This window comes from Streptococcus agalactiae ATCC 13813 (genome assembly GCF_000186445.1).
Taxonomy (GTDB): Bacteria; Bacillota; Bacilli; order Lactobacillales; family Streptococcaceae; genus Streptococcus; species Streptococcus agalactiae.
On the sequence record NZ_GL636070.1, the window covers coordinates 7625 to 32016 of the forward strand.

The window sequence follows — 24392 nt, forward strand, 5'->3', positions numbered from 1 at the left end:
AAGAGAGCTAATAGCTCTCTTAATTCTCTCAAATATCAAGTAAAAAACTTCTATTTTAATAACCTCTAAAAATATTTATGTCTTTCAAAAGTTGAGATGTTTGACGTGAAACATAATGTTTCTCGTACTATTCTTCTTGAACCAAACATTTTCTAAAAGAGTATCCAAATTTCCTTGCAACTTTCCACTTAGTTATTCTTCTACTGGTTTACGTGACTTAATCTCGATAAAACATTCGGCAAATTTTAGAAGTTCTTCAATAATTTCATAATTTTTCTTATGTTTGATATTAAAAACAACTTCCATCTTACCATTTGTTTCGCTAATTCTAGCCTTAAGTTGAGTTTTTGATAGTGCTTCAAAATAATCTTGAGTTAAAAAATACTTCAAAGATGCTTTTTCAAATAGGATGCTTATTTCATTACCTTTTCTTTCTACTAATTCAGTAAAGGCAAGGTCCAGATAAGCTTTTAAAAGTCCTATTTCTAAAAGGTATGCAACTTGATCAGGATATTCTCCAAAACGATCTATTAACTCATCTTGTAAGGCTTCATAATCAGCCCTAGTTTCTAATTCACGAATACGCTTATATATTTCTATTTTTTGGCGCTCATCTGATATATATTCTGCTGGTAAATAGGCGTCAATTTGTAAGGCTAATTCAGCATTACCTTTTTGACGAATTAATGATTTCCCTTGTTTGGTGGCAATCGCTTGCTCTAGAAGCTGTGAATACATCTCGAATCCAACCGAATCAATAAAACCACTTTGTGAAGCTCCTAAAATATTTCCTGCACCACGTATAGATAAATCACGCATCGCTATTTTAAAACCAGATCCCAATTCTGTAAACCCTTTGATTGCATCTAGTCTTTTCTCAGAAATTTCTGTTAAAACTTTATCAGGTCTGTACATAAGGTAAGCATAAGCAATGCGATTACTTCTACCCACACGGCCTCTTAATTGATAAAGGGTTGACAAGCCCATATGATCTGCATTTTCAACAAAGAGGGTATTAACATTTGAAATATCGACTCCTGTCTCAATTATTGTCGTTGCAACTAAAACATCGTAATCTCCATTGATAAAATCTATTAATGTATTTTCTAATTGAATTTCAGACATTTGACCATGAACAAAACCAATACTAGCTTCTGGTACTAACTCCTGAAGTTCTGAAACTTTCTGATCAATAGTGTCAACTTTATTGTAAACATAAAAAACCTGTCCTCCTCTGTCTATCTCACGAATAATAGCTTCTCTAACTAAACCAGGATTTGTCTCCAAAACGTAAGTCTGCACAGGATAACGATTAGTTGGAGGTGTTTCAATGACTGATAAGTCTCTAATGCCAAGCATTGACATATGTAATGTTCTAGGTATTGGGGTCGCTGTCAAAGTTAAGACATCAACTTTTGTTTTTAATTCTTTTAACTTTTCTTTATGCTTTACACCAAATCGCTGTTCCTCATCAATAACTATTAACCCTAAATCCGAAAATACAACATCTTGAGAGAGAAGCCGATGTGTTCCAATAATAATATCAACTTGGCCCTTAGATAATCTTTTTAGTGTATCTGTTTGTTCTTTTTTGCTACGAAAACGACTAAGTACATCAACTGTAACAGGATAATTACTAAAACGTTCTTTAAAATTTTCAAAATGCTGCTGAGCTAGAACTGTTGTTGGGACTAAAACAGCAACTTGTTTATGGTCATTGACAGCTTTGAAAGCCGCACGCATAGCAACCTCTGTCTTACCAAAACCAACGTCTCCAACCAATAATCGATCCATCGGACGATTACCTTCCATATCCTGTTTAATTTCTTTTATAGACCGCAATTGATCCTCTGTCTCTACATATGCAAAATCATTATCAAAGTCATTTTGCATATTATCGTCAGGAGAAAATGCAAATCCTTGTAATTGACTACGCTCTGCATAAAGTTTCAACAAATCATCAGCAATATCTTCTACTTGCTTTGCAACTCTCTGTTTTGCTTTTTTGAAGCGACCATCATTTAACGTATTAATTTTAGGCTCTTTGCCATCTGCAGAGACATATTTTGTTAGAAGTTCAATTTGTTCTACGGGGATAGAGATCCGATCAGCATTTTGATATTGAATAGTCAGATAATCACGATGAATACCTTGTATCTCAATTGTTTCAATACCTAAAAATTTTCCTACGCCATGAACATTATGAACAACATAATCGCCAACTGAAAGTTCATTATAATCTTTTAGACGTTCTGCATTACTAATATTACTGCGTCTAATTTTCCTTTTAACACGCCTATGATAAATCTCACGCTCAGTAATCAGAACAATTTTCTCATCTGCAAAATAAAAACCATTTGAAAGATGCCCAACAATAAGTTGTGACTCCTTTGGAACGATATCGTTTTTATCTGAAATGATTAAATCTAACCCATATTCTTTTAAGTTTTCTTGAAGGAGATTTAAACCTTTTTGAGAATCTACTTGCAACAGTACTGTCGCTCCAGATTTCTTATAACGATTGATTTCATCGACCAACAATGGAAATTGATTAAAAAATTCTTGCATTCCATATTGAGTAAAATGATGAAGTTTATCAAATTTCAGATTTCCTAATCCTTTGTGGAAATTTGAAAAGAAGGTTGCTGGTTGGTATTGTCTTAATTGCTTATAAGGATCTGAAAAATAGTTCAAACTAGAATGAGACTTGCCTTGTTGTAAATCTTCCGTCAGAAGGCTAGCTATTTCTAAATCTAACTTAGCATTTCGATCTACAATTTTTTGAAAATCATCAACAAAAAGTGGAGTTCCCTCAGGAATATAGTCTAATATTCCCCATTCTTTTTCATAAAAGATACTTAGAAAACGACGAATATTTGAGTGCTTAAAATGATTCTCGGTTGTAGATAAAACCTCGCTCAAATAGGCGCGTTGTTCCTCACTAGCTGTTACTAGATAGCCCTCAAGTTTTTTCTTTGCACGCTCGAAATCTGCATCTTGTAAAATAATATCATCTGCTGGCGAAATCTGTACTGACTCTAATTGTTTAAGAGACTTTTGAGTGTCAATATCAAACTGCCTGATGCCATCTATTTCATCTCCGAAGAATTCCAAGCGATAAGGATATTCTTGTGTCATCTCAAAAATATCTAAAATATCTCCTCTTTGGCTAAATTCACCAGGACTAAATACTTGAGAAACTTTCTGATAACCTAAATTGACTAAGTTCTTACTCAATTTATCTAAATAACATTCTTGACCGATTTCAAACTTATATTGACTTTTCGAGAAAACTTCCGGATTTGGTAATAGTAACCTTAAACCACTGATACTAGTAATCAAAACACCGTTTTTTTCTGGATCTTTTAGAAACCTCAAGGCACTGAGTCGTGAAATTGATTTGTCTAATGAAGAGAAAATAAACTCTGCTGCAGGAACGTCATCAGCAAAAAATTGATAAACGTTATCTTCTCCAATTAAACTTGATATATCACTTGATAATTTATCAGAATCGTTTTGAGTGGCAGTGACTACCATAATTTTTTTAGATAACTTCTCGTAGGCTGATGCTATAGCAATAGCTTTACTTGCTCCTGAAAACCCCATAACTAATTGGCGACTATTAGTTACTAATCCAGAGTGCCATGTCCGCACCACTTTATTTTGGCTAAATAATTCTATAATATTCATTTTAAACCGTTGTATTTCTGCATTGTTTTTTGAAAATCATTCGTCTGTAAATAATAATTGACAGCATTGTCAACCTTATCAAGAGTATTTGATATCATAATTTCATCATTTTTATCAAACTTCCCTAGAACATGATTAATAACTGTCATACGTCCATTCGGACGTCCTATACCTACTTTAATACGATCAAATTCTTGAGTACCTAAATGAGCAATAATAGACTTGATACCATTATGTCCCCCAGCAGATCCTTTTTGACGAAAACGTATTTTACCGACTTCCATGTCTAAATCATCATATATGATAATCATATCCTTAATAGAAATGTTGTAGTAAGTAAGCAGGGCTTTTACCGCAATACCACTGTTATTCATAAAAGTAGTTGGTTTGATAAAATAAATTTTTTCACCGTTGATAAAATCACTACCTATCTCTGCTTTAAAATTTTTATCTTCTGTAAAGTTGACGTCAAGTTTTTTTACAATTCTGTCAACAGCCATAAATCCAATATTATGTTTTGTATCATTATATTTACTTCCTGGATTTCCTAATCCAACAATCATTTTTACCATTATCTTCTCCATTAAAACGCAAAAATGGTTAAGGATAATAACAATATCCTTAACCTAAAAGTTAACAAATTGATTATTTATTACTAGACATTGAAACGGAATTCCATGATATCGCCATCTTGAACAATATACTCTTTTCCTTCTTCACGTAACCGGCCAGCTTCTTTTACTGCTTTTTCAGATCCATATTGAATAAGGTCATCATATGACATCGTTACTGCACGAATAAAACCTCTTTCAAAATCTGAATGGATAATACCCGCAGCTTGTGGAGCTTTTATACCACGCTTAAATGTCCAAGCGCGAACCTCTTTTTCACCAGCAGTAAAGTAAGTTCCAAGGCCTAAAAGATGATAAGCAGCTCGTGTTAATTTATCAACACCAGATTCTGTTAATCCAATAGCTTCTAAAAATTCTAACTTATCTTCATCATCAAGTTCAGATATTTCTTCTTCAGCTCGAGCAGAAATCACAACTACTTCTGCACTCTCTGTTTCTGCAAATGCACGAATTTGATTAACATAGTCGATATCATCAGGATCAGCTACTTTGTCCTCATCAACATTAGCAACATATAAAACAGGTTTAGTTGTTAATAAAAAGAGACCTTTAACAACTTTTGCTTCCTCTTCTGTAAACTCAATGGTACGAGCTGATTTCCCATCTTCCAAAACAGGTTTAATCTTTTGTAAAACATTGAACTCTGCTACTGATTCTTTATCTTTTTGAGTTCGTGCCATTTTTTCAACACGCGCATAACGTTTATTGATTGACTCTAAATCAGCTAAGATTAATTCAAGATTAATAGTATCAATATCTGCTATAGGATCAACGAAGGCATCCTCACGACCTTGTTCACGCATAACATTTTCATCATCAAAAGCACGTACCACATGAACAATAGCATCCACTTCACGAATATTAGCTAAAAATTTATTTCCTAGACCTTCCCCCTTCGAAGCACCTTTAACAATACCTGCAATATCAGTAAATTCAAAGGTTGTCGGAACTGTTTTTTTAGGCGTAATCAATTCTGTCAATTTTTGCAGACGCTCATCTGGTACCTCTACCATACCAACATTGGGATCAATAGTCGCAAAAGGATAGTTAGCAGCTTCTGCTCCTGCTTTTGTAATTGCGTTAAATAAAGTTGATTTACCAACATTTGGTAAGCCTACAATACCTGCTGTTAAAGCCATTTAGTGAGTCTCCATTCAAATTTCAATCAAGACTATTATATCAAAAAATAGAAGAAAAAGCGGTATGATAAGAAGAAAATTTCAGATTTGCTTATCATTATGCCACTCTTTCACCTTCATTTAAATTATCCACTCCGAAACAAAGGGAAGACCTAGAGCTTATAAGAAAGTTAATATAGCTAAGATAATTAGTAGAGATCGAATAATATTTCGAAAAATAAACCAATAGAGCTTATTGTATTTTTGCAGATCAAGCGGTTTGTTTTCATAAATACGTTCAACTTTAACTTCATGTGGTTTAGCTAAAACAAGCTCATCTAAGCTCACGTCAAAAATTTCAGTTAACCTGACCAAATTATCCAAATCTGGTGTTGTATCTCCATTTTCCCCATTTTGATATAGCTTGCCGAGAAATAAATAACTGTTCTGCCAGAGCGTCTTGAGATAATTGATGTTTCACTCGTAATTGCTTTAATTGTTCTGCAACTTTTGTCATTTTCTATGACCACCTTTCTTCTTTCGATAACATTAGAATAGCTAATTTTCCAACGGCATACTAGCAATTATTTAGGAAAGTATTGGTTGCAAATATAGCTATAATTATTTGTTTAAAAGGACTTTCATGGTTGCAGTACTTTTTTTAATTTTCGCTCAAAATCATAACGACTCATCATAATCACATGCTGACAGTTAGTGCATTGAATTTTAATATCAGCTCCTACTCTAAGCACTTTCCATTGATTAGCTTTTTTACCAGTCTCTTTAATCACACAGGCGTGCGGTTTTTTCATTTCAACAAGTGATCCAACTTGATACATCTTTTCTCCTTACATATATAAATACCTTTTTTGACATTTTAAACTAATCTGATCTAACTCAACTATTTCGCCATCTATTTCAATCAAACTATTTTTAGGAAAATATACGGTCATAGCTTTGAAAGTCTGGTGTTTTATACTTTTAGAGGTAGTATGCCTTTTAAAAACCAAAGATAATAAAATACTTAATCGTTTTAGAAAAGTATGCCCTTTAGCGTAAACCATATCTAACTCTGCAGTTAAAGCACTTGCTTTAGGCCAAATAGTAATGCCACCTCCAAAATAAGTGTTATTTGCTAATGCGAAAAAGTAAAGGTCATTTAGTTTTATTCGCTGTCCTGTCTCTCCTTCCACAAATACTTGTACTTTAGAAGAATGTAATAATGATTTGATAGCTATAACAATGTAAGTTATTTTTCCTAGACGATATCTATTCAAAATATTTTTTATTTTAGAGTTAGACGCTTTCCAAACGACATAGGCTGCAAAACCTAAATCTAAACTATTCAAAATCAACCCTTTATCATAAATAAAGCAATTAATTTCCTTTAATCTTTCTGTCTGAATAGCGGTAAGGGTTTCTTTGAGGTTAGGAATTTTCAAAGCTCTGGCAAAATCATTTCCCGAACCAACAGGATAATAAGCACACGGAATATGTTGGGGGAGATAAGTCATTACTTTTGATAAGGTACCATCTCCTCCTATAATCATTAGATGATCACTTTCTTTAAAAGACCTTAGTATATTAATGACTTGTTTTTTTTCATCATCTTTCTGTTCTGTATAGAACACAGAAATATCTTCAGTATGATAAAGCTCCTGAATTTTACCAACAATAGTGGAGGCATTTTTATTACCAGCATGGGGGTTAGCTATTATATATAGAGTCATATTACTCATCATTATAGCATATCTTAGAATAAGAAAACTACCCAAGAATAACTTGGGTAGTTTTCTTATTTAGTTAGTACGAACAGGAGTTATTAATTGGATGAAATCTTCAGTATCTTCACCAGGGGTCAAAGTAAATGGACGTACTGGAGAAATAAATCGAATCGTAACTGTTTCGCTTTTTACTGCTTTTAAAGATTCAATTAGGTAAGTTGGATTAAAACTAATATTTAAACTATCACCTTTAAGGCTAACAGTATCCAATTCCTCATTAACTTTACCAACTTCTGGAGAGTTTACATAAGCTGAGACTGTTTCATTTTGAATTTCTAAACGAACAGTACCGTTCTGAGTTGCATTCGAAATTAAATAAGCACGTTCCATAGCATGGCGTAAAGCATTTGTATTAAAGATAATTTCGGTTTCAAACTGATTAGTTAGGAGGCGATCAGTATCAGGGTAGTTTCCTTCAAGCAAACGTGTATAGAAGCTGATATTTTCACTTCTAAATAACATTTGACTATCTGAGAAGAAAACCTCTACAGTTTCAATATCATCTGTAAAAACAGCCGAAAATTCTCGAAGGGATTTACTTGGAACAACCAAATCAAAATTATTAGCCGATTTCTCTAATTGGAAAGTGCGTTGACTCATACGGTGTGAATCTGTCGCAACAGCCTTAAAGTATTTATTTTGACTGATAACCAAATGAACACCTGTTAAGATTGGACGGCTTTCTTGTTGGCTAGCAGCAAAAGCAGTTTCATTAATAATTGATTTTAACAGTTTAGTTTCTAATGTTAATGGAGTATCTGTTGTCATTTCCTGCAGACGAGGGTATTGATCGACATCCTTACCTTTCAAAGTAATCTCTGATTTTCCACTAGTAAGAACAATTTGATGTTGTTCAATCTCTGTAAATTCTAAAGTTACATCTGGTAAACTTGAAATAATATTAATAAAGAAACCAGCTTCTAACAAAATAGAGCCTGGATTCGTTACTAGTAAACCTGCATTTTCATTTGAAGCAGGAATAGTATTTTCAATTGAAATTTGTCCATTTGACCCCGTTAAAATGATAGTATCTCTAGTCACTTCTATTTTAACAGTTGAAAGGATTGGAATCGCATTTTTATGACTAATAGCTCGTTTGGTTACCGTTAGAGCATGCAAGAAGAAATTTTTATTTATTGAAAAATGAATCATAGTATATCCTTTATATATTAGTATAAATTTAGTAGTAATAGTAGGTCCTGTTAAAGTTGTGAATAAGTATTATAACTTTAGTATTCATAAGGAAAACAACTTGTTCACAACCTGTGGAAAAGTGTCGTATTTTTCTGATACTTATCCACAAAGCCTACCTGATTTTATTTTTGATAGTTTCTATCTCAATTCGTAAGTTGTCATCTTGAGCAACCATATTTTTTATTTTATTATAAGCGTGGAGAACAGTTGAGTGATCTCGTCCCCCAAATTCTTTACCTATTTTGGGGAGACTGTTATCTGTCATCTCACGAGCTAAGTACATGGCTACCTGTCTAGCAAGGACAATATCTTGTGTTCTTTTAGTTGCTTTTATCTCTTTTACAGTTACACCATAGAATTTACCAACCTGTATTTGAATCTCTTCTATAGGAATGACAGTAACAATAGGACCGTCATTTTTACGTGCTCTGATAGCTTCTGCAGCTATATCTACTGTAATAGTTTTAGCATGCTTAAAGTCAGCAACTAGACTAATATTTTTCAAGGCTCCTTCTAATTCACGTACGTTGGAATCAAATTCTCCTGCTAAGTATTCAATGGTATCTTGAGGAAAATCATAAGGATATTCTTGAATTTTATTGGTTAAAATAGCAACTCGTGTTTCAAAATCAGGTGGTGTGATATTTACTGGGAGTCCCCAACTAAAGCGCGTGACTAGACGTTCTTCTAGATCATTTAATTGATTTGGATTTCGGTCACTGGTCAATACGATTTGTTTATCGTTTGTATGTAAAGCATTGAAAGTATTGAAGAACTCCTCTTGGGTTCCCCCTAAGGTTTTCTTAGCAAGCGACTGAATATCATCAATCAGGAGTAAGTCCAAGTTGCGAAACTTTTCTTTTAATTCTTCCATCGAATCTAAACGAATATGACTGACAAATTCATTAATAAAATTCTCAGCAGTGATGTATAAAACCCTCGCGTTTGGATTATCTCTTAAAACTTGATTTCCAATAGCATTTAGTAGATGCGTCTTTCCTAGACCAGGTCCCCCCCAGATAAATAGAGGATTATAAGTCGTGCCAGGACTATCAGCTACAGCAATTGATGCTGAAACAGCCCATCTATTTTCATCTCCTTGAACAAAATTAGCAAAAGTATATTTCTCTTTAAGGTTAGAGTCGATTTTTCTAATTGGTAAAGTATTTACTTCATTGCTAGATTGCTGGTAGTTAGAAAAACTAGTTTCTTGTAAATGTAAATCGTTTGAGACATAGTTAGCTGTAATTTCAGCATTGAAAATTTCAAAACCAGCTGTTAGGATAACAGGCCCCAAATTTTGTTCCCAGAATAGCTTTTTCATTTCAATGTTATCTAAAGTAATAACTGCAGTTTGATGTTCAATTTTGAGGAGTCTAGCCTCTAGAACAAAAAATTCATAAGCTGCTGGTGCTATTTGAGAACGAGATAGCTCTAGTACTCTATTCCAAAATAGTTGTTCGTTTTCCGTCATAGCTTCTTCCTTATTGTCTTGTGGATAATTATTGTTATATTGTACCATAAAAAAATAAAGTTTTCCACAGATGTTGAAGAATAAAATCAACAATGTTAATTAAAGTTTTCCACAGACTGTGGAAATTAGAAAAGCTTAGAGAATCAACAGAAAAATAGCAAAATACCTTGTGGATAAGTTTGATTAAGTAAAAAAATAATCAACACCCTTATTTTAGAGTGTTGATAATTCTGTTTAATTCTTCTTGGTTAGCGAAAGCAATCTTTATATTGCCAGCACCATCTTTATTAATAGTAAGTTTCACTTTGCTACCTAGAAATTGAGCTAACTCATTTTCTTGATGTTTTAGAAAGACATCTTTATTTTGAAGTGACTTATGATTTGTTTTCTTTTCTTGTTTTAATAACTTCTCTAGTCGTCTTACACTAATATCTTCAGTGAGGATTCTCTGATACCAATCTTTCTGTTGACTAGCATCTGGTAGACTGAGTAGTGCACGCGCATGACCAGAGGAAAGTTTTCCTTCTTCAATAGCTGAAGTAATTAGTGGCGGTAAATTTAGTAGTCGTATCGTATTTGATATATAGGGACGAGATTTTCCCATATATTTTGCTAACTCTTCATGTGTCATACTTTTCTTTTGTAGAAGTTGAGAGTAGGCTTTAGCCTCTTCAATGGGTGACAAATTAGATCGTTGTAAATTTTCGACAATAGCTAATTGCATACTATCATCATTATTATAGGATTTTATAATTGCAGGTATACTTTCCAATTTAGCTAACTTTGCGGCTCTTAACCGTCGTTCTCCGGCTACTAGTTCGTAACCAAAGACTGCTGACGGTCTTACAATAATGGGTTGAATAAGGCCATTAATTTTAATAGAGTCGGCTAATTCTTCTAGTTCTTTTGTATTAAATTCTAGGCGAGGTTGATACGGATTTGGAGCAATATGATTGATGTTGATCGTTTCTAAATATTCCATTTTAGACCTCAGATTCTATAGACTTACTAAAGGGATTGGTCTATCTGACCAACCCCTTTAATTTTACTATATCTTAGTTAAAATAACTAGAATTGATTTAGTTATTTGCTCGTTGTTTAGCTAAATCTTTACTAGTTTTAGTAAGTTTTATAGTGACTGTTTGTTTATTTTCACCACGATAAAAGGTTACTGTTATGGAATCCCCTACCTGGTGGCCATAGAGTAAACTTTGTAAATCACTTGGAGATGCTACTTCTTTATCGTCAACTTTAGTAATGACATCGTATTTCTTTAGTTTGCCTTGAGCTGGCATGCCAGATTGGATAGATGCTACTACAATACCATTAGTAACATTACTTGGGATTTTCAGTTTACTAATAACATCGGATGGTAAATTACTTAATCCAGCCATAGAAATACCTAGAGCAGGTCTCTCTACTTGTCCGTTACTCTCAAGTTGATTGATAATCTTAACAACATCATTTGAAGGAATGGCAAATCCCATACCTTCAACGCTATTTCCTGACGATTGTCCTGAGGTTTGATTTGATGTAGAAGAAATTTTACTAGAATTAATTCCAATAACCTGTCCTTCAATATTGATAAGTGCTCCGCCTGAATTACCAGGATTGATAGCAGCATCCGTCTGGATAGCATTTGTAGAAACTGTTTGTCCTTCTTCATTAGTCATTGTTACAGTTCTTTTTAAACTAGATACAATACCTTGAGTTACAGAATTTGCATACTCAGTTCCAAGAGGGCTTCCGATCGCTATAGCAGTTTCACCAATGTTGAGTTTTGATGAATCAGCAAATTCTGCAATATTTGAAACTTTATCTGATGGAATTTTGACGACGGCTAAATCAGAGTAGGTATCTGACCCAACAAGTTTCCCAACTGCTTTTGAGCCATCAGCTAGTTGAATTTCAATTTGTTTAGCCCCATCAATGACGTGGTTATTAGTGACAACATAGGCATTTTTACCATCTTTTTTATAGATGACTCCAGAGCCTTCACCGTAAACTTGTAAGCCCTTATCAGTGTTGCCCCCCTGATTACCAAAAAAATGACTATAGAAGTCTGATAGGTCAGAACGACTCTCTTGTTGTTTATAATTGATAACAGAAACAACACTATTTTGTACCTTTTTAACAGCTTTTGTTGTAGGCGTTATGTTATTATAATTTACTTTACTAGTTTTAGTGACACCACCATTTGGAATATTGTCATTATGATTCATGACAAAACTAGCAAATGCTCCACCAGCAAAGCTAACGATAATGATTAGAGAACACTTTAGAAGTGATGAGACTAATTTTTTTTTCACAAATAGCTACCTCCGTAAATTTTTATACTAATCTTATGACAAGCTTCTTAATTATACCTTAAAAGCTAAAAAAAGGAAATATCCACAAGTTGTGGATAACCTTGATTATAGTTATAGATTGCCTATAAAATAAGGGGATATGTAAGGATAAACATGTGGATAAATTGTGAAAATATTGTGGATTATGTTATAATGTAGCTATGAAATTAAAAATAATTACAGTTGGAAAATTGAAAGAGAAATACCTTAAAGAAGGTGTTGCAGAGTATCAGAAACGTCTGAATCGCTTTTCTAAAATTGAGACAATTGAGCTAGCTGATGAAAAGACACCTGATAAAGCTAGTATATCTGAAAATCAAAGAATTTTAGATATAGAAGGGGAACGTATTTTGAGTAAAATAGGTGAGAGGGATTATGTCATTGGTTTGGCTATAGAAGGGAAACAATTGCCATCTGAATCATTTAGCCATCTAATCGATCAAAAAATGATATCCGGCTACTCTACTATTACTTTTGTTATTGGTGGTAGTTTGGGTTTATCTCAAAAAGTGAAAAAACGTGCTGATTATTTAATGAGTTTTGGACTGTTAACCTTACCTCATCAACTTATGAAATTAGTCTTGATGGAACAAATTTATCGTGCTTTTATGATTCGTCAAGGCACTCCTTACCACAAATAATCGTTCCATTTATGAAACAACCGCTAAAAACAAATAAAAAAGCCTAGATAATCTATCTAGGCTTTCATTATCTGATTCCAGCAGGATTCGAACCTGCGACCGTTCGCTTAGAAGGCGAATGCTCTATCCAGCTGAGCTATGGAACCATCAACTCTGTTATTCTACCAAAATATTAGGCAGGCTGTCAAGTTTTCATATGTACTATTTATGAGTTGGAAATATATTTTTTTGCTCATAAGTAGGTTCAATTTTTTTGTAAAAATTATTGAACAAAAGTATAGACAAACCTTTTTTTTCTGATATAATATTAAGAGTACTAAGGAAACACCTAACCTATGGTCCGTTGGTCAAGGGGTTAAGACACCGCCTTTTCACGGCGGTAACACGGGTTCGAATCCCGTACGGACTATTGATAACTGCTTTGCAGTTTTTTATTTATCCGGCATAGCTCAGTTGGTAGTAGCGCATGACTGTTAATCATGATGTCGCAGGTTCGAGTCCTGCTGCCGGAGTGATAAGACACATCTAAACGTTGATTTGTCGGCGTTTTTTTGTTAATAAAATAGGATGAGAATACTCTCATCCTATTTTATTTTTTCCAAATTTAAAATAATAGACAGTAAATAATACTATTCCAGTAATAGATAGGCCTACCCCAAATTTAAAGCCGTAAGGGATAAAAATTAATGTTACTTTGCCTTTTCCTTTAGGAATATTTATTTTCATAAAACCTTTCTGAGCTTTGAAAATTTTTATTCCTTTATTATTTTGATAAGCTTTCCAACCTCTATCATAGGGAATAGTGAAGAAAAGAGAACTTCTATTAGGACTTGTATAATTAGCAATAACTTTATTGTGATCAGTTCTTACTTTTACTTTTCGTTTATTAATAACAGTCATAGCTTTTTGATAAGCTTCTAACTTGAGCCCATAAAAGTGGGGAATTGGGAAAGAAACTTGATCATTGTGTGGAAATTGAAATTTTACTTTGATACGACTGTTTTCAGCAAAGGAACCAATATTAAAAAATGAATAAGCATTATCAAGAGTATTAGGTACAAATGGTCCATTATTAACGGAGATTTGAACAATTTTATTTTCCTCATTATTAAAATTTATAAACGGCATACTAACATATAACTGACTGTTTTTAGGGATAGTTATGTTATAGGTAATTTCAGTATTCCCTTGTTTATTCTTTTTAACAAATACTTGTTTATTAAGAGTGGTTTGCCCAGAAACGCTATTTGGAATAAGATGCTCAAAATACGTCTCTTTCAAACCACTTAATTGATTTAAAAGAGTTGTCTGATTATCCAAAGTATTCACAGTAAATGGTTTATCTTGATATACTTGATTCGTTAGTATAGCTAATTGACTGGCAAACTGATTTTTGTAAAGAATGGTTTGTTTATCTTGAGCTTTTCTGATAAAACCAAATTTATCAAAAGGATATTCTGTAAGGTTATATTTTACACCAAATAGACTATCTGCGATCAAAGTATTATTTTGATAACGTAAATTTAAATTTGTACCATCTGATTTAAAGCCAAGTCTATCAAGCACTTGACTGGAAGAACGATTTCTAATAGATGAAAATTGTGAAATACCATTATAATTATATTTCATAGAGTCGTTGCCGGTTTGTCCTAACCAGCGCTCTGTACGGAAGAATGTAGAGTTATTTCTCTCAGTCTTTCTGACAAGTTTGCTAATGCTGTGATTATATTTAGCATATCCTTGCCTAGATGGAAATATCCATTCATCGTTAAGACTATTTAGTTGGTAAAAGGTGTTTAATGTCATCTCTAATACAACAAAACCAATAAGAAAGGGATAAAAAACTAATTTAGGGATTTGCTTACTGACAAAACTAATTGTTAGAATAATATAAGCTGAGAGGAAAGTTAAGGTTAAAAGAAGTAATTCAAGGTTAAGGTAATGATAATGCTTTTTAAATAAAAACGTGATTATGAAACCACTTACTAAAATTAAATTGACCCCTAAAATCTTTTTCCAAGAAATGTTGTCTAAATACTCAAGGCATTCAGCAGCTAGCAGACAGATAAGTACTGAAAGTACCCAAGAGTAGCGATGGAGAAACATATTTGGAGCATGCATCCCTTGCCAAAATAAATCTAGAGGTGTTATATAAAAACTAGCAATAACAAATATTAGTAAAAATCCATATGCTAATCTAGTCCTTCGAGGAACTTCCTTTATTGTAAAGTAAAGTAAAGAAAGGAGTAAAGGAAGTAAACCTACATAAATCATAGGAATAGAGCCAAATTTTGTTGTATCATAGGCTCCAATCATATTTTTAGCAAACAAATCCATGTACCAAGAATTTTCTGTAAATATCTTCGATACCTTTGTCAACTTTTCACCATGAGTAGTTAAATCAAAATAAGTTGGCAAAATCATAATGCTACTAGTCATACCAGCTAAAAGAGATAAAAAGGTAAAATGAAGAAATTGTTTAAATGCAACCTTACTATCAGTATTACGGGTTATTTGTACGATGAAGTAAAGGCTAGTAAAGATGGCAGTCATAAAACCAAAATAATAGTTTTGGATGAATAAGGCTGTCAGAGAGAGAAAATGAAGTATAGGTTTTCTTTCCCATAGTAGCTGATCAACTCCTAAAACAACAAGGGGAATTAGAATAAATACATCTAGCCACATATTAATTTCAATTTGGCTAATTGAGAAACTCATTAAGCTATAGCAAGTAGAAATTACTAAAAGTAAGACACGATTAACTTTACAATGACGTTTACAAAGAGTGACAAACATTGACAAACCTATCAAGCCTACTTTACATATTGTTAAAAGGTAGATAGCATCAGGCATATTTTTTAGGTTAAAGAAATAAACTATTGGGGATAAAAAACTTCCCAAATAGTAACTACTCAGAGCATAAAAATTTAAACCTAAACCGCTTGTAAAGGTATAGAATAAGCTGTTTGAACCATGAAGAATATTTCTTAATGCTTGATTAAAGATAACATATTGATGAAAGCCATCGCTTGCTAATATGGTTGTTGGACTTCCCCAATAAATATTCTTAGTAAAGAGCATACAGACTATGATTATGAAGGGGAGTAGAAAGCTTATTGTATAGTAAGGTATACGAAGCTTATAGTGGTTAATTGTCATATATATCTCCTAAGATAAAAAGGCTGGACACTATTTGTTCCAACCTTTTTATTTAAATGATTAATATAGTTTTAAGATTTTCAATCTTGACACGTTTATTAGGTTAGAGATATGCCAAAGGATTATTTCCAGAGTTGAGCGACCTTAGCTTGTACTTCGGCATTTTCAAGAAATTCATCGTAAGTTTCATCGATACGATCGATAACTCCGTTTTTGGAAAGAACAATAATATGGTTCGCTAAAGTTTGAATAAACTCGTGGTCATGACTTGCAAAAATAATAGATTCTTTGAAATCTTTTAGTCCATCGTTGAGACTTGAAATAGATTCCAAATCTAAGTGGTTTGTTGGATCATCAAGAACAAGAACATTAGATTTTAATAGCATTAATTTCGAAAGCATAACGCGTACTTTTTCACCCCCAGATAAGACATTAACAGATTTGTTAACCTCATCTCCAGAGAAAAGCATACGACCTAGGAAGCCACGTAAGAAGGTATTATCGTCTTCTTCTTTACTAGCAAATTGACGAAGCCATTCTAAGATTGACTCGCCAGAAGCAAAGTCTCGTGAATTGTCTTTTGGAAGGTAAGAACGACTAGTTGTTACTCCCCATTTGATTGTTCCTTCATATTCGATATCCCCCATCAATGCTCGAATAAGTGCAGTAGTTTGGATATCATTTTGTCCAATAAGTGCAGTTTTATCACCAGGACGAAGAATGAAACTGATATTATCAAGGATTTTTTCCCCATCAATAGTGACAGAGAGATTTTCAACGGTCAATAAATCATTTCCCATTTCGCGTTCGGCTTTAAAGTTAACGAATGGGTATTTACGGCTTGATGGTACAATCTCTTCAAGTTCAATTTTATCAAGCATTTTTTTACGAGAAGTTGCTTGTTTTGATTTTGAAGCATTCGCTGAAAATCGTGCAACGAATTCTTGAAGTTGTTTAATTTTTTCTTCTGCTTTAGCATTACGATCAGCTTGTAAACGAGCTGCTAATTCTGATGATTCTTTCCAGAAATCATAGTTACCGACGAACAGTTTAATTTTTCCAAAATCAAGGTCAGCCATATGTGTACATACTTTATTCAAGAAATGACGGTCGTGGGAAACTACAATAACTGTATTTTCAAAGTCAATCAAGAAATCTTCTAACCAAGTAATAGACTGGATATCAAGTCCATTGGTAGGCTCGTCAAGGAGAAGTACATCTGGTTTACCAAAGAGAGCTTTTGCAAGGAGAACTTTAACTTTGTCTCCATTAGCTAGTTCACTCATATTTTGATAATGAAGCTCTTCTGAAATATTTAGATTTTGGAGTAATTGAGAAGCCTCACTTTCAGCCTCCCATCCACCGAGTTCAGCAAATTCTCCCTCTAATTCCGCAGCGCGAACACCATCTTCATCAGAAAAATCTTCTTTCATGTAGATAGCATCCTTTTCTTTCATGATACTATAAAGTGTTTCATTACCCATGATAACGACATCAATGACGCGCTCATCTTCATAATCAAAATGATTTTGGCGAAGTACAGAAAGGCGTTCATCTGGGCCAAGTGCAATATGTCCTGTTGTTGGTTCAATATCACCAGCTAAAATTTTAAGGAAAGTTGATTTACCAGCGCCATTTGCTCCGATAAGACCATAGGTATTTCCTGCTGTAAAGTTAATGTTAACTTCATCAAATAATTTGCGATCACTAAAACGTAGTGAAACATCTGAAACTGTAAGCAATTTTGTTACCTCTTGTGTATATTCTATCTGCTATTCTACTAGAAAAAGCTTTAATTATCAATCGATTACATTGGCATAAGAATGTCTTCATCAAGACGTCCATGATTTTTTTGAAGACTAAATCCACGTCCAGAAGCTTGTGATGTTGGAGTTACTGTTATGAAGGCTGTTTCGTCAATTTCTGCTATTGCTTCTTGTAATTTAGCAAACTCATAACCAGCAATAGTTGTCATAAGCATGATTTGATTAGTTCCAGAATATCCCCCTTTAACGGGAATTTCTGTTACTCCTCTATCTGCGACAGTATTGATATATGTCTTAATTTTTTGGTGCTCTTGAGAAACGATTAAGACAGTGCTTAAGGTTGTAAATCCAGTTTGGATAGCATTAATAATATAACTAATAGTTATCAACCCAATAATAGAAAACATAACCGTATCACTGTCAAAAGCTAGGAAACCAACAATTGTAACAAGTCCATCAATCAATATAACCCCTTGTCCAAGGCTTATAGGAGTATATTTTCCTAAGAATTGAATGATAATCCCCGTTCCACCAGTTGAAGAGTCGCTCCAAAAAACAATCCCCAAACCACATCCTACAATAACACCTCCAAAAAGTGCTGCGAGGAGTGGGTTGTGGGTCAAAGTTGGTACACTTTGTGTTAACTTAATAAAAACAGGAAAAATCCAAGAACCATAGACAGTTTTTAAAAAGGTTTGTTTACCTAAGCCAAAGTAGCAAAGAAGGAGCAATGGAATATTGATAATCATAATAAAAAAAGCAGAATCCCAACCAAATACTTCATGAAAACTAACTGCCAACCCACTAATCCCCCCCGTGACAATATGATTATGAAGGAAGAAAGCGTTGAAACCAAATGCAACAATTAGAGATCCAATATTTAATAGTATAAAATTCTTAATTTTTTTAGACATGATAAGCTCCTTAACTTTAGTAATAATAACATGATAAAAAGAGAAAGCTGTCAATAAATAATATTGACAACTCAGTCATAACATTTTTATTTTATCAAAACTTATTATTACCTATTATCTAACAGCGAGACTTGGTAGTCAAGTAAATTTAGAAAAGAAATTTCTCGATATTTTTGAGTTGAATGCCTATTTTATTGGTATATAATAGAAAACATGATAATACAAGAAGGAGAATTTGCTATAATGCGCAGAGATGATATTATAATGCCACAAGATGGAAGAAAAATGGCTGTGTTATTGGGTTTTATTGGTGGTTTTATTGACGTTTATAGTCACATGCAGTTTCACTCCCTTGTTGCAACACAGACAGGTAATATTATCTTGATGGTGGCAAATCTCGGACAAAATGATTTTCACTTTTTTATCACTAAATTATTTTCTATTTTCTTTTTTTCAATTGGTTTTTTGGTTGGTATTGTGATTAAAGAACGTGCAGTAACAGCTTTTTGGCGTCTATATGCATTATGTCCCCTTTTACTTTCTACTATGTTTATTCCTTTTGTTAAAAATGTAAACCACAATATCTGGGTAGCTTTATTAGCCTTTAGCACAGGTATTTTAATGTTGACATTTTCAGGAAGTCGCATTGAATCTGAACCATATACTATCTTAATGACTTCTGGTAATTATCGGAAAATGCTACAATTTTGGTATGAGTATATTGTTAATCGTCAGAGAACGGCTATGCAAAAAAGACGAGCTATCAATTATTCACTGGTAGTTCTAGCATTTATTATTGGAGCATTGGTAGCTGCAATAGTTTACGATATCTTTGCATATAGAGCTATTTTAGGTGTGACGATAACGCTTTTAATTATTATGATTCATTATACGATTGAAATTATTAAGAACGATTTAACGTTACATAATATTTAATCATCTTAATAAGGTGAATGTTTCTTGTAGGGATGAATTGCAATAGGGCTTGTGACATGATAAGATAGCTATATGAAATGATATCTTTGGTATATTAAGGAGTAAACATGACAAAACCAATTATCTTAACAGGTGATAGACCGACAGGAAAGTTGCATATTGGACATTATGTAGGTAGCTTAAAAAATAGAGTTCTACTTCAAAATGAGGGTAGCTATACTTTATTTGTCTTTTTAGCAGATCAACAAGCACTGACAGACCATGCTAAAGATCCGCAAACTATTGTTGAATCAATTGGTAATGTTGCACTTGATTATTTAGCTGTTGGGCTAGATCCAAACAAGTCGACTTTATTCATTCAAAGTCAAATTCCTGAGTTAGCAGAATTAAGTATGTATTATATGAACTTGGTTTCACTTGCACGTTTAGAACGTAATCCAACTGTAAAAACAGAAATTGCTCAAAAAGGTTTTGGTGAGTCTATTCCAGCAGGATTCTTAGTTTATCCTGTTGCACAAGCAGCTGATATAACCGCTTTTAAAGCTAACCTTGTTCCTGTAGGGACTGACCAAAAACCAATGATTGAACAAACACGTGAAATAGTTAGATCTTTCAATCATGCTTATAATTGTCAGGTTTTAGTTGAACCAGAAGGAATCTATCCAGAAAATGATGCAGCAGGTCGTCTGCCAGGGTTAGATGGTAATGCAAAAATGTCTAAGTCATTAAATAATGGAATCTTTTTAGCAGATGATATGGATACAGTTAAGAAAAAAGTTATGAGTATGTATACTGATCCAAACCATATTAAAGTAGAAGAACCAGGACAAATCGAAGGTAATATGGTATTTCATTACCTTGATGTTTTTGGAAGAGATGAAGACCAAAAAGAGATTACTGCTATGAAAGAACACTATCAAAAAGGTGGACTTGGAGATGTTAAAACAAAACGTTATCTACTTGATATCTTAGAGCGTGAATTATCACCTATTAGAGAACGTCGCCTCGAATATGCTAAAGATATGGGACAAGTTTATCAAATGTTACAAAAAGGTAGTGAGAAAGCTCAAGCTGTTGCAGCCTCTACTTTGGATGAGGTTAAATCAGCCATGGGTTTGAACTATTTTAAATAATATATTCCTATAATAAAAGAGAGCTAGATATATCTAGCTCTCTTTTATTATAGGAATGCCTAAGGAGTGACATTACTTTGTTATTAATAAGGAGTGTATGTAATGGTAATCTACATTGTTTAATTTGCAACAATTTGTGTCCCTGCATTTTCTGCTAAGACATTATCAATATTTTCAAGTGAAGTAATGATAGCACGTGCTTCAGGTTTATTTTCAACAAAAGTAATCGCAGCTTCTACCTTTGGTAGCATACTGCCAGGGGCAAATTGATTTTCAGTGATATATTGTTTCATTTGTGAAACAGTAACTTCTTCTAATTTCTCTTGATTAGGTTTATTAAAATTAACAAAAACGTTGTCAACGCCAGTTAAGACGATGAATAAGTCGGCATCAACAAGTTCTGATAAAGTTTGACTGGCAAAGTCTTTGTCAATAACAGCTTCAACCCCTTTTAATGCCTTTGTATTAGCATCTTCAATAACTGGTACACCTCCGCCACCTGCGCTAATAACAACTACACCAGAGTCCACTAACCGTCTAATAACAGAAGCTTCTTTGATACCAATCGGTTTTGGTGAAGGAACGACTTTACGCCATCCACGGCCAGCATCTTCTTTAAATTTTGAACCTGTTTCTTGGGCTTGTTTCTTGGCATCTTCTTCAGATAAGAATGGGCCAATAGGTTTTGTTGGATTAGTGAAAGCTTGATCTTTTTCATCTACAATAACTTGAGTTACTACTGTTGCAACCTCTTTGTCAATGCCTTGTTCTTGTAATTCATTGTTAAGAGCATTTTGTAACCAAAAACCAATACTTCCTTCTGTCATGGCAACACAAGTATCCAGAGGCATTGCTGGATTCTTTTCAGAATCTGCAGCTGCTTGCTGTAGCAATAAGTTACCAACTTGGGGACCATTTCCATGAGTAACAATGACATAATGGCCTTCTTTAATCAGTTTGACCAGTGATTTTGATGTGTTGATTAATGCTTCTTGTTGTGCTTTTGCTGAAGCATCTGTTGATAGAATAGCGTTACCACCTAAGGCAACTACGATTTTTTGATGTTCTTTTACCAATTTATCCCTCTTTCTAATGACTAACCTGCTAGGATTGCAGCAATGTCAATTTGTCCAGTCATAATTTCAATAATACATAGTAAGCAAAGCGCTAGAATGACAATGGCACTAATTTTTTCATATCCCACAAAGATAGGAAGCTTGTCATCTTTTCTCATTTTAATATAGAGAATCATACCTAGAGTGTAAGCAATCATTGTCAAAAGTAAGTAATCAAAACCACCAGCGTAGATAAGGTAAATAGCATAGATTGTAGCGAGGATACCGATAATTAAATTCTTTTGATGTCCTGGAGTTGACTTATCCTCACGGAGTGTGAATTGTAATTGATATAGTGCTGTAAAAGCATAAGGAATTAAGATAGCAGATGATGCTAATGCGAAACCAAAACGATAAGCACTTTGTGTGAATAAGAACGTGATTAAGAATGCTTGTACACAAAGATTAGTGACTAAGAGTGAGTTGATTGGAGCTTTGTTTTTATTTTCTTTTGCAAAGAATTTAGGAAAAGCACCTTCTTTAGCAGCTTGATATGGTAATTCTGCTGCAAATAAAGTCCAAGCAAGAATAGCGCCAAATACTGAAATGATAACACCAAGGTTAACTAAGATAGCGCCCCAGTGACCAACAGCTTTTTCTAGAACGTAAGCCATAGCTGGTGTTTTTAAGTTTGCAAGTTCTGGACGTGACATGATACCAAGTGATAAAACAGAAATCAATACATAAAGTGAAATCATAGTGAATAATGCTAGGATACTTGCTTTACCAATATCAGAGTGTTTTTTAGCACGACCTGAGAAGACAACGGCGCCCTCAATACCAATAAATACCCAAACAGCGGTTTTCATAGTTGAATTGACTTGGTTAAAAATTGATTGATGTAATCCATTTCCCCAGATATCAAGACTAAAAATGTTAAATTTGAAAGCTAATAACGCTGAAATTAAGAAAATAATAACAGGTACTAATTTTGCAAAGGTAACTATGGTATTAATAAATGCAGCTGTATTAACACCTCTTAAAATTAAGAAATGGACAACCCAAATAACTATACTTGCTCCAATAATTGAGATGATATTATTTCCATTACCAAAGAATTTAAAGAAATAACCGAGTGAACTGAATAAGAGTGCAGCGTAGGCAACGTTTCCAAGCCAAGCTGATAACCAATAACCCCATGCAGAGTTAAATCCCATAAAGTTTCCAAACCCCTCTTTAGCGTAACTAAAGATTCCAGCTGTTAGGTCCGGCCTTTTTTCAGATAAATTTTGAAAACTTAAAACGAAAGTTCCCATCCCGATAGCAGTAATTACCCAAGCAATAAGCATTGGTACCAAACCGGCTCTGGAACTCATATTTTGCATTAAATCAAAGATTCCGCCACCGATAAGAGAGCCAATGACAAGCATTGTTAGTGGTAAAAGACCTAATTTTTTTTCTTTTTCCATTTTATACCTCATTTCCTAAAATAGGGAATTGACTATATGTCAACTCCCTATAGTCGTTTAATTTAAACTTTTGGAATGAAAAGATTTCCAAGGGTTGCAGCCATTACAGCTTTAATAGTGTGCATACGATTTTCAGCTTGGTCGAAATGACGGGCATATTTGCTACGGAAGACTTCATCAGTAACTTCCATTTCCTTGACGCCAAATTTTTCAGCGACGTCTTTGCCGTAAACGGTATTTGTATCATGGAATGCAGGTAAGCAGTGTAAGAAGATAAGATTATCATTATTAGCTTTTTTAATCAGATCCATGTTTACTTGATATGGTTGAAGAAGTTCAACGCGTTCTTTGAACTTATCTTCTTCTCCCATCGATACCCAGACATCAGTGTAAAAGACATCTGCTCCCTTTACAGCTTCGTCTACATTATCAGTAACGAGAACGTGAGCCCCAGATTCTTTGGCATATCCTTCAGCCAATTTAACAATCTCTTCAGCAGGGAAAAGTTCTTTTGGAGAAAAGATGTGTACATTGACCCCCATCAAAGTCCCAGCCACTAAAAGTGAGTTGGCAACGTTGTTACGTCCGTCACCACAGTAAACAAGAGTAATACCTTCAAGTTTACCGAAGTTTTCTTTGATAGTAAGGTAGTCAGCTAGCATTTGTGTTGGATGCCATTCATCTGTTAAACCATTCCAAACAGGTACTCCAGAAAATTCAGCAAGCTCTTCAACCATTCTTTGGCTAAAACCACGGAATTCAATACCATCAAACATACGCCCTAAAACCTTAGCAGTATCTTCTGTTGATTCTTTTTTACCAAGTTGAATATCATTTGCACCAAGGTATTCCGGATGAGCGCCTAGGTCAATTGCTGCAGTTGTAAAGGCCGCGCGAGTACGAGTAGATGTTTTTTCAAATAAGAGAGCAATATTTTTACCTTCAAGATAGTGATGAGGAACACCACGTTTTTTAAGGTCTTTTAAATGAGCTGAAAAATCAATAAGATATTCAAATTCCTCACGAGAAAAATCTTTTTCTGCTAAGAAACTACGTCCTTGAAATACTTGTGTCATATG

20 protein-coding genes and 3 tRNA genes are annotated in these 24392 nt (G+C 33.8%); 5 read left to right on the forward strand and 18 right to left on the reverse strand.

Annotation, left to right across the window (positions count from 1 at the left end; genetic code table 11):
* Positions 1–192: 192 nt before the first annotated feature.
* The 11 genes from mfd to HMPREF9171_RS112780 all read right to left on the reverse strand — a co-directional run bounded on the left by mfd (position 193) and on the right by HMPREF9171_RS112780 (position 12201).
* The gene (gene mfd, locus HMPREF9171_RS112830) at positions 193–3690 is read right to left on the reverse strand and encodes a transcription-repair coupling factor (RefSeq protein WP_001021187.1); all 3498 of its coding nucleotides are present in this window, start codon (positions 3688–3690) and stop codon (positions 193–195) included.
* Positions 3687–4262 carry an aminoacyl-tRNA hydrolase gene (pth, locus tag HMPREF9171_RS112825; protein WP_000240199.1) on the reverse strand — a complete coding sequence of 192 codons (576 nt, stop codon included), beginning with the start codon at positions 4260–4262 and terminating at the stop codon, positions 3687–3689. Before pth ends, mfd begins: the two co-directional genes overlap by 4 nt.
* 83 nt (positions 4263–4345) lie before the next feature.
* Positions 4346–5461, reverse strand: coding sequence for a redox-regulated ATPase YchF (ychF, locus tag HMPREF9171_RS112820; RefSeq protein WP_001218689.1), 1116 nt, complete (start codon positions 5459–5461; stop codon positions 4346–4348).
* A 159-nt stretch (positions 5462–5620) separates the two neighbouring features.
* Complete coding sequence (locus HMPREF9171_RS1000000114005; protein WP_001871843.1) at positions 5621–5824, reverse strand: hypothetical protein; 204 nt, start codon at positions 5822–5824, stop codon at positions 5621–5623.
* Positions 5817–5957 carry a helix-turn-helix transcriptional regulator gene (locus HMPREF9171_RS1000000114010; protein WP_001871845.1) on the reverse strand — a complete coding sequence of 47 codons (141 nt, stop codon included), beginning with the start codon at positions 5955–5957 and terminating at the stop codon, positions 5817–5819. The genes HMPREF9171_RS1000000114005 and HMPREF9171_RS1000000114010 overlap by 8 nt, the downstream gene beginning before the upstream one ends.
* A 124-nt stretch (positions 5958–6081) precedes the next feature.
* The gene (locus HMPREF9171_RS112805; RefSeq protein WP_000285199.1) at positions 6082–6279 is read right to left on the reverse strand and encodes a DUF951 domain-containing protein; all 198 of its coding nucleotides are present in this window, start codon (positions 6277–6279) and stop codon (positions 6082–6084) included.
* A 9-nt stretch (positions 6280–6288) separates the two neighbouring features.
* On the reverse strand, positions 6289–7182 hold the full coding sequence (locus HMPREF9171_RS112800) for a diacylglycerol/lipid kinase family protein (RefSeq protein ID WP_000987440.1): 894 nt from the start codon (positions 7180–7182) through the stop codon (positions 6289–6291).
* Positions 7183–7239: 57 nt separating this feature from the next.
* Complete coding sequence (dnaN, locus tag HMPREF9171_RS112795; protein ID WP_000581135.1) at positions 7240–8376, reverse strand: DNA polymerase III subunit beta; 1137 nt, start codon at positions 8374–8376, stop codon at positions 7240–7242.
* A gap of 154 nt (positions 8377–8530) precedes the next feature.
* Complete coding sequence (dnaA, locus tag HMPREF9171_RS112790; protein WP_000138202.1) at positions 8531–9892, reverse strand: chromosomal replication initiator protein DnaA; 1362 nt, start codon at positions 9890–9892, stop codon at positions 8531–8533.
* A gap of 208 nt (positions 9893–10100) precedes the next feature.
* On the reverse strand, positions 10101–10874 hold the full coding sequence (locus HMPREF9171_RS112785) for a ParB/RepB/Spo0J family partition protein (RefSeq protein ID WP_000456084.1): 774 nt from the start codon (positions 10872–10874) through the stop codon (positions 10101–10103).
* A gap of 97 nt (positions 10875–10971) precedes the next feature.
* A complete protein-coding gene (locus HMPREF9171_RS112780; RefSeq protein WP_000728357.1) occupies positions 10972–12201 on the reverse strand; it encodes a S1C family serine protease in 1230 nt (409 codons plus the stop codon).
* A gap of 200 nt (positions 12202–12401) precedes the next feature.
* Here HMPREF9171_RS112780 and rlmH point away from each other — a divergent pair, with 200 nt between their 5' ends.
* Positions 12402–12881 carry a 23S rRNA (pseudouridine(1915)-N(3))-methyltransferase RlmH gene (rlmH, locus tag HMPREF9171_RS112775; RefSeq protein WP_000768335.1) on the forward strand — a complete coding sequence of 160 codons (480 nt, stop codon included), beginning with the start codon at positions 12402–12404 and terminating at the stop codon, positions 12879–12881.
* 72 nt (positions 12882–12953) lie between these two features.
* Here rlmH and HMPREF9171_RS112770 read toward each other — a convergent pair.
* A tRNA-Arg gene (locus HMPREF9171_RS112770) sits at positions 12954–13027 on the reverse strand.
* Positions 13028–13218: 191 nt separating this feature from the next.
* Between HMPREF9171_RS112770 and HMPREF9171_RS112765 the strand changes: the two genes are divergently transcribed.
* Both HMPREF9171_RS112765 and HMPREF9171_RS112760 read left to right on the forward strand, forming a co-directional pair.
* Positions 13219–13290: transfer RNA gene (locus HMPREF9171_RS112765), tRNA-Glu, on the forward strand.
* 29 nt (positions 13291–13319) lie between these two features.
* A tRNA-Asn gene (locus tag HMPREF9171_RS112760) sits at positions 13320–13393 on the forward strand.
* A gap of 67 nt (positions 13394–13460) precedes the next feature.
* On the opposite strand, the gene HMPREF9171_RS112755 is transcribed toward HMPREF9171_RS112760, so the two are convergent.
* From HMPREF9171_RS112755 to HMPREF9171_RS112745, 3 genes are all read right to left on the reverse strand, one after another.
* Complete coding sequence (locus tag HMPREF9171_RS112755) at positions 13461–16040, reverse strand: YfhO family protein (protein WP_000154443.1); 2580 nt, start codon at positions 16038–16040, stop codon at positions 13461–13463.
* 122 nt (positions 16041–16162) lie between these two features.
* On the reverse strand, positions 16163–17782 hold the full coding sequence (locus HMPREF9171_RS112750; RefSeq protein WP_000958803.1) for an ABC-F family ATP-binding cassette domain-containing protein: 1620 nt from the start codon (positions 17780–17782) through the stop codon (positions 16163–16165).
* A gap of 65 nt (positions 17783–17847) precedes the next feature.
* Complete coding sequence (locus HMPREF9171_RS112745; protein WP_000037681.1) at positions 17848–18720, reverse strand: YitT family protein; 873 nt, start codon at positions 18718–18720, stop codon at positions 17848–17850.
* 243 nt (positions 18721–18963) lie between these two features.
* Between HMPREF9171_RS112745 and HMPREF9171_RS112740 the strand changes: the two genes are divergently transcribed.
* Both HMPREF9171_RS112740 and trpS read left to right on the forward strand, forming a co-directional pair.
* Positions 18964–19656, forward strand: coding sequence for a YoaK family protein (locus HMPREF9171_RS112740; protein ID WP_001250495.1), 693 nt, complete (start codon positions 18964–18966; stop codon positions 19654–19656).
* A gap of 107 nt (positions 19657–19763) precedes the next feature.
* Entirely contained in the window at positions 19764–20789 is a 1026-nt protein-coding gene (gene trpS, locus HMPREF9171_RS112735; RefSeq protein ID WP_000165475.1) for a tryptophan--tRNA ligase, read from the forward strand.
* A gap of 119 nt (positions 20790–20908) precedes the next feature.
* Here the strand turns inward: trpS and arcC are convergent, their stop codons facing one another.
* From arcC to argF, 3 genes are all read right to left on the reverse strand, one after another.
* Positions 20909–21865, reverse strand: coding sequence for a carbamate kinase (gene arcC, locus HMPREF9171_RS112730; RefSeq protein WP_000237851.1), 957 nt, complete (start codon positions 21863–21865; stop codon positions 20909–20911).
* Positions 21866–21885: 20 nt separating this feature from the next.
* Positions 21886–23313, reverse strand: a complete 1428-nt coding sequence (gene arcD / locus HMPREF9171_RS112725; RefSeq protein ID WP_000410014.1) for an arginine-ornithine antiporter — start codon at positions 23311–23313, stop codon at positions 21886–21888.
* Positions 23314–23375: 62 nt separating this feature from the next.
* Complete coding sequence (argF, locus tag HMPREF9171_RS112720) at positions 23376–24389, reverse strand: ornithine carbamoyltransferase (protein ID WP_000195399.1); 1014 nt, start codon at positions 24387–24389, stop codon at positions 23376–23378.
* Positions 24390–24392: the final 3 nt, after the last annotated feature.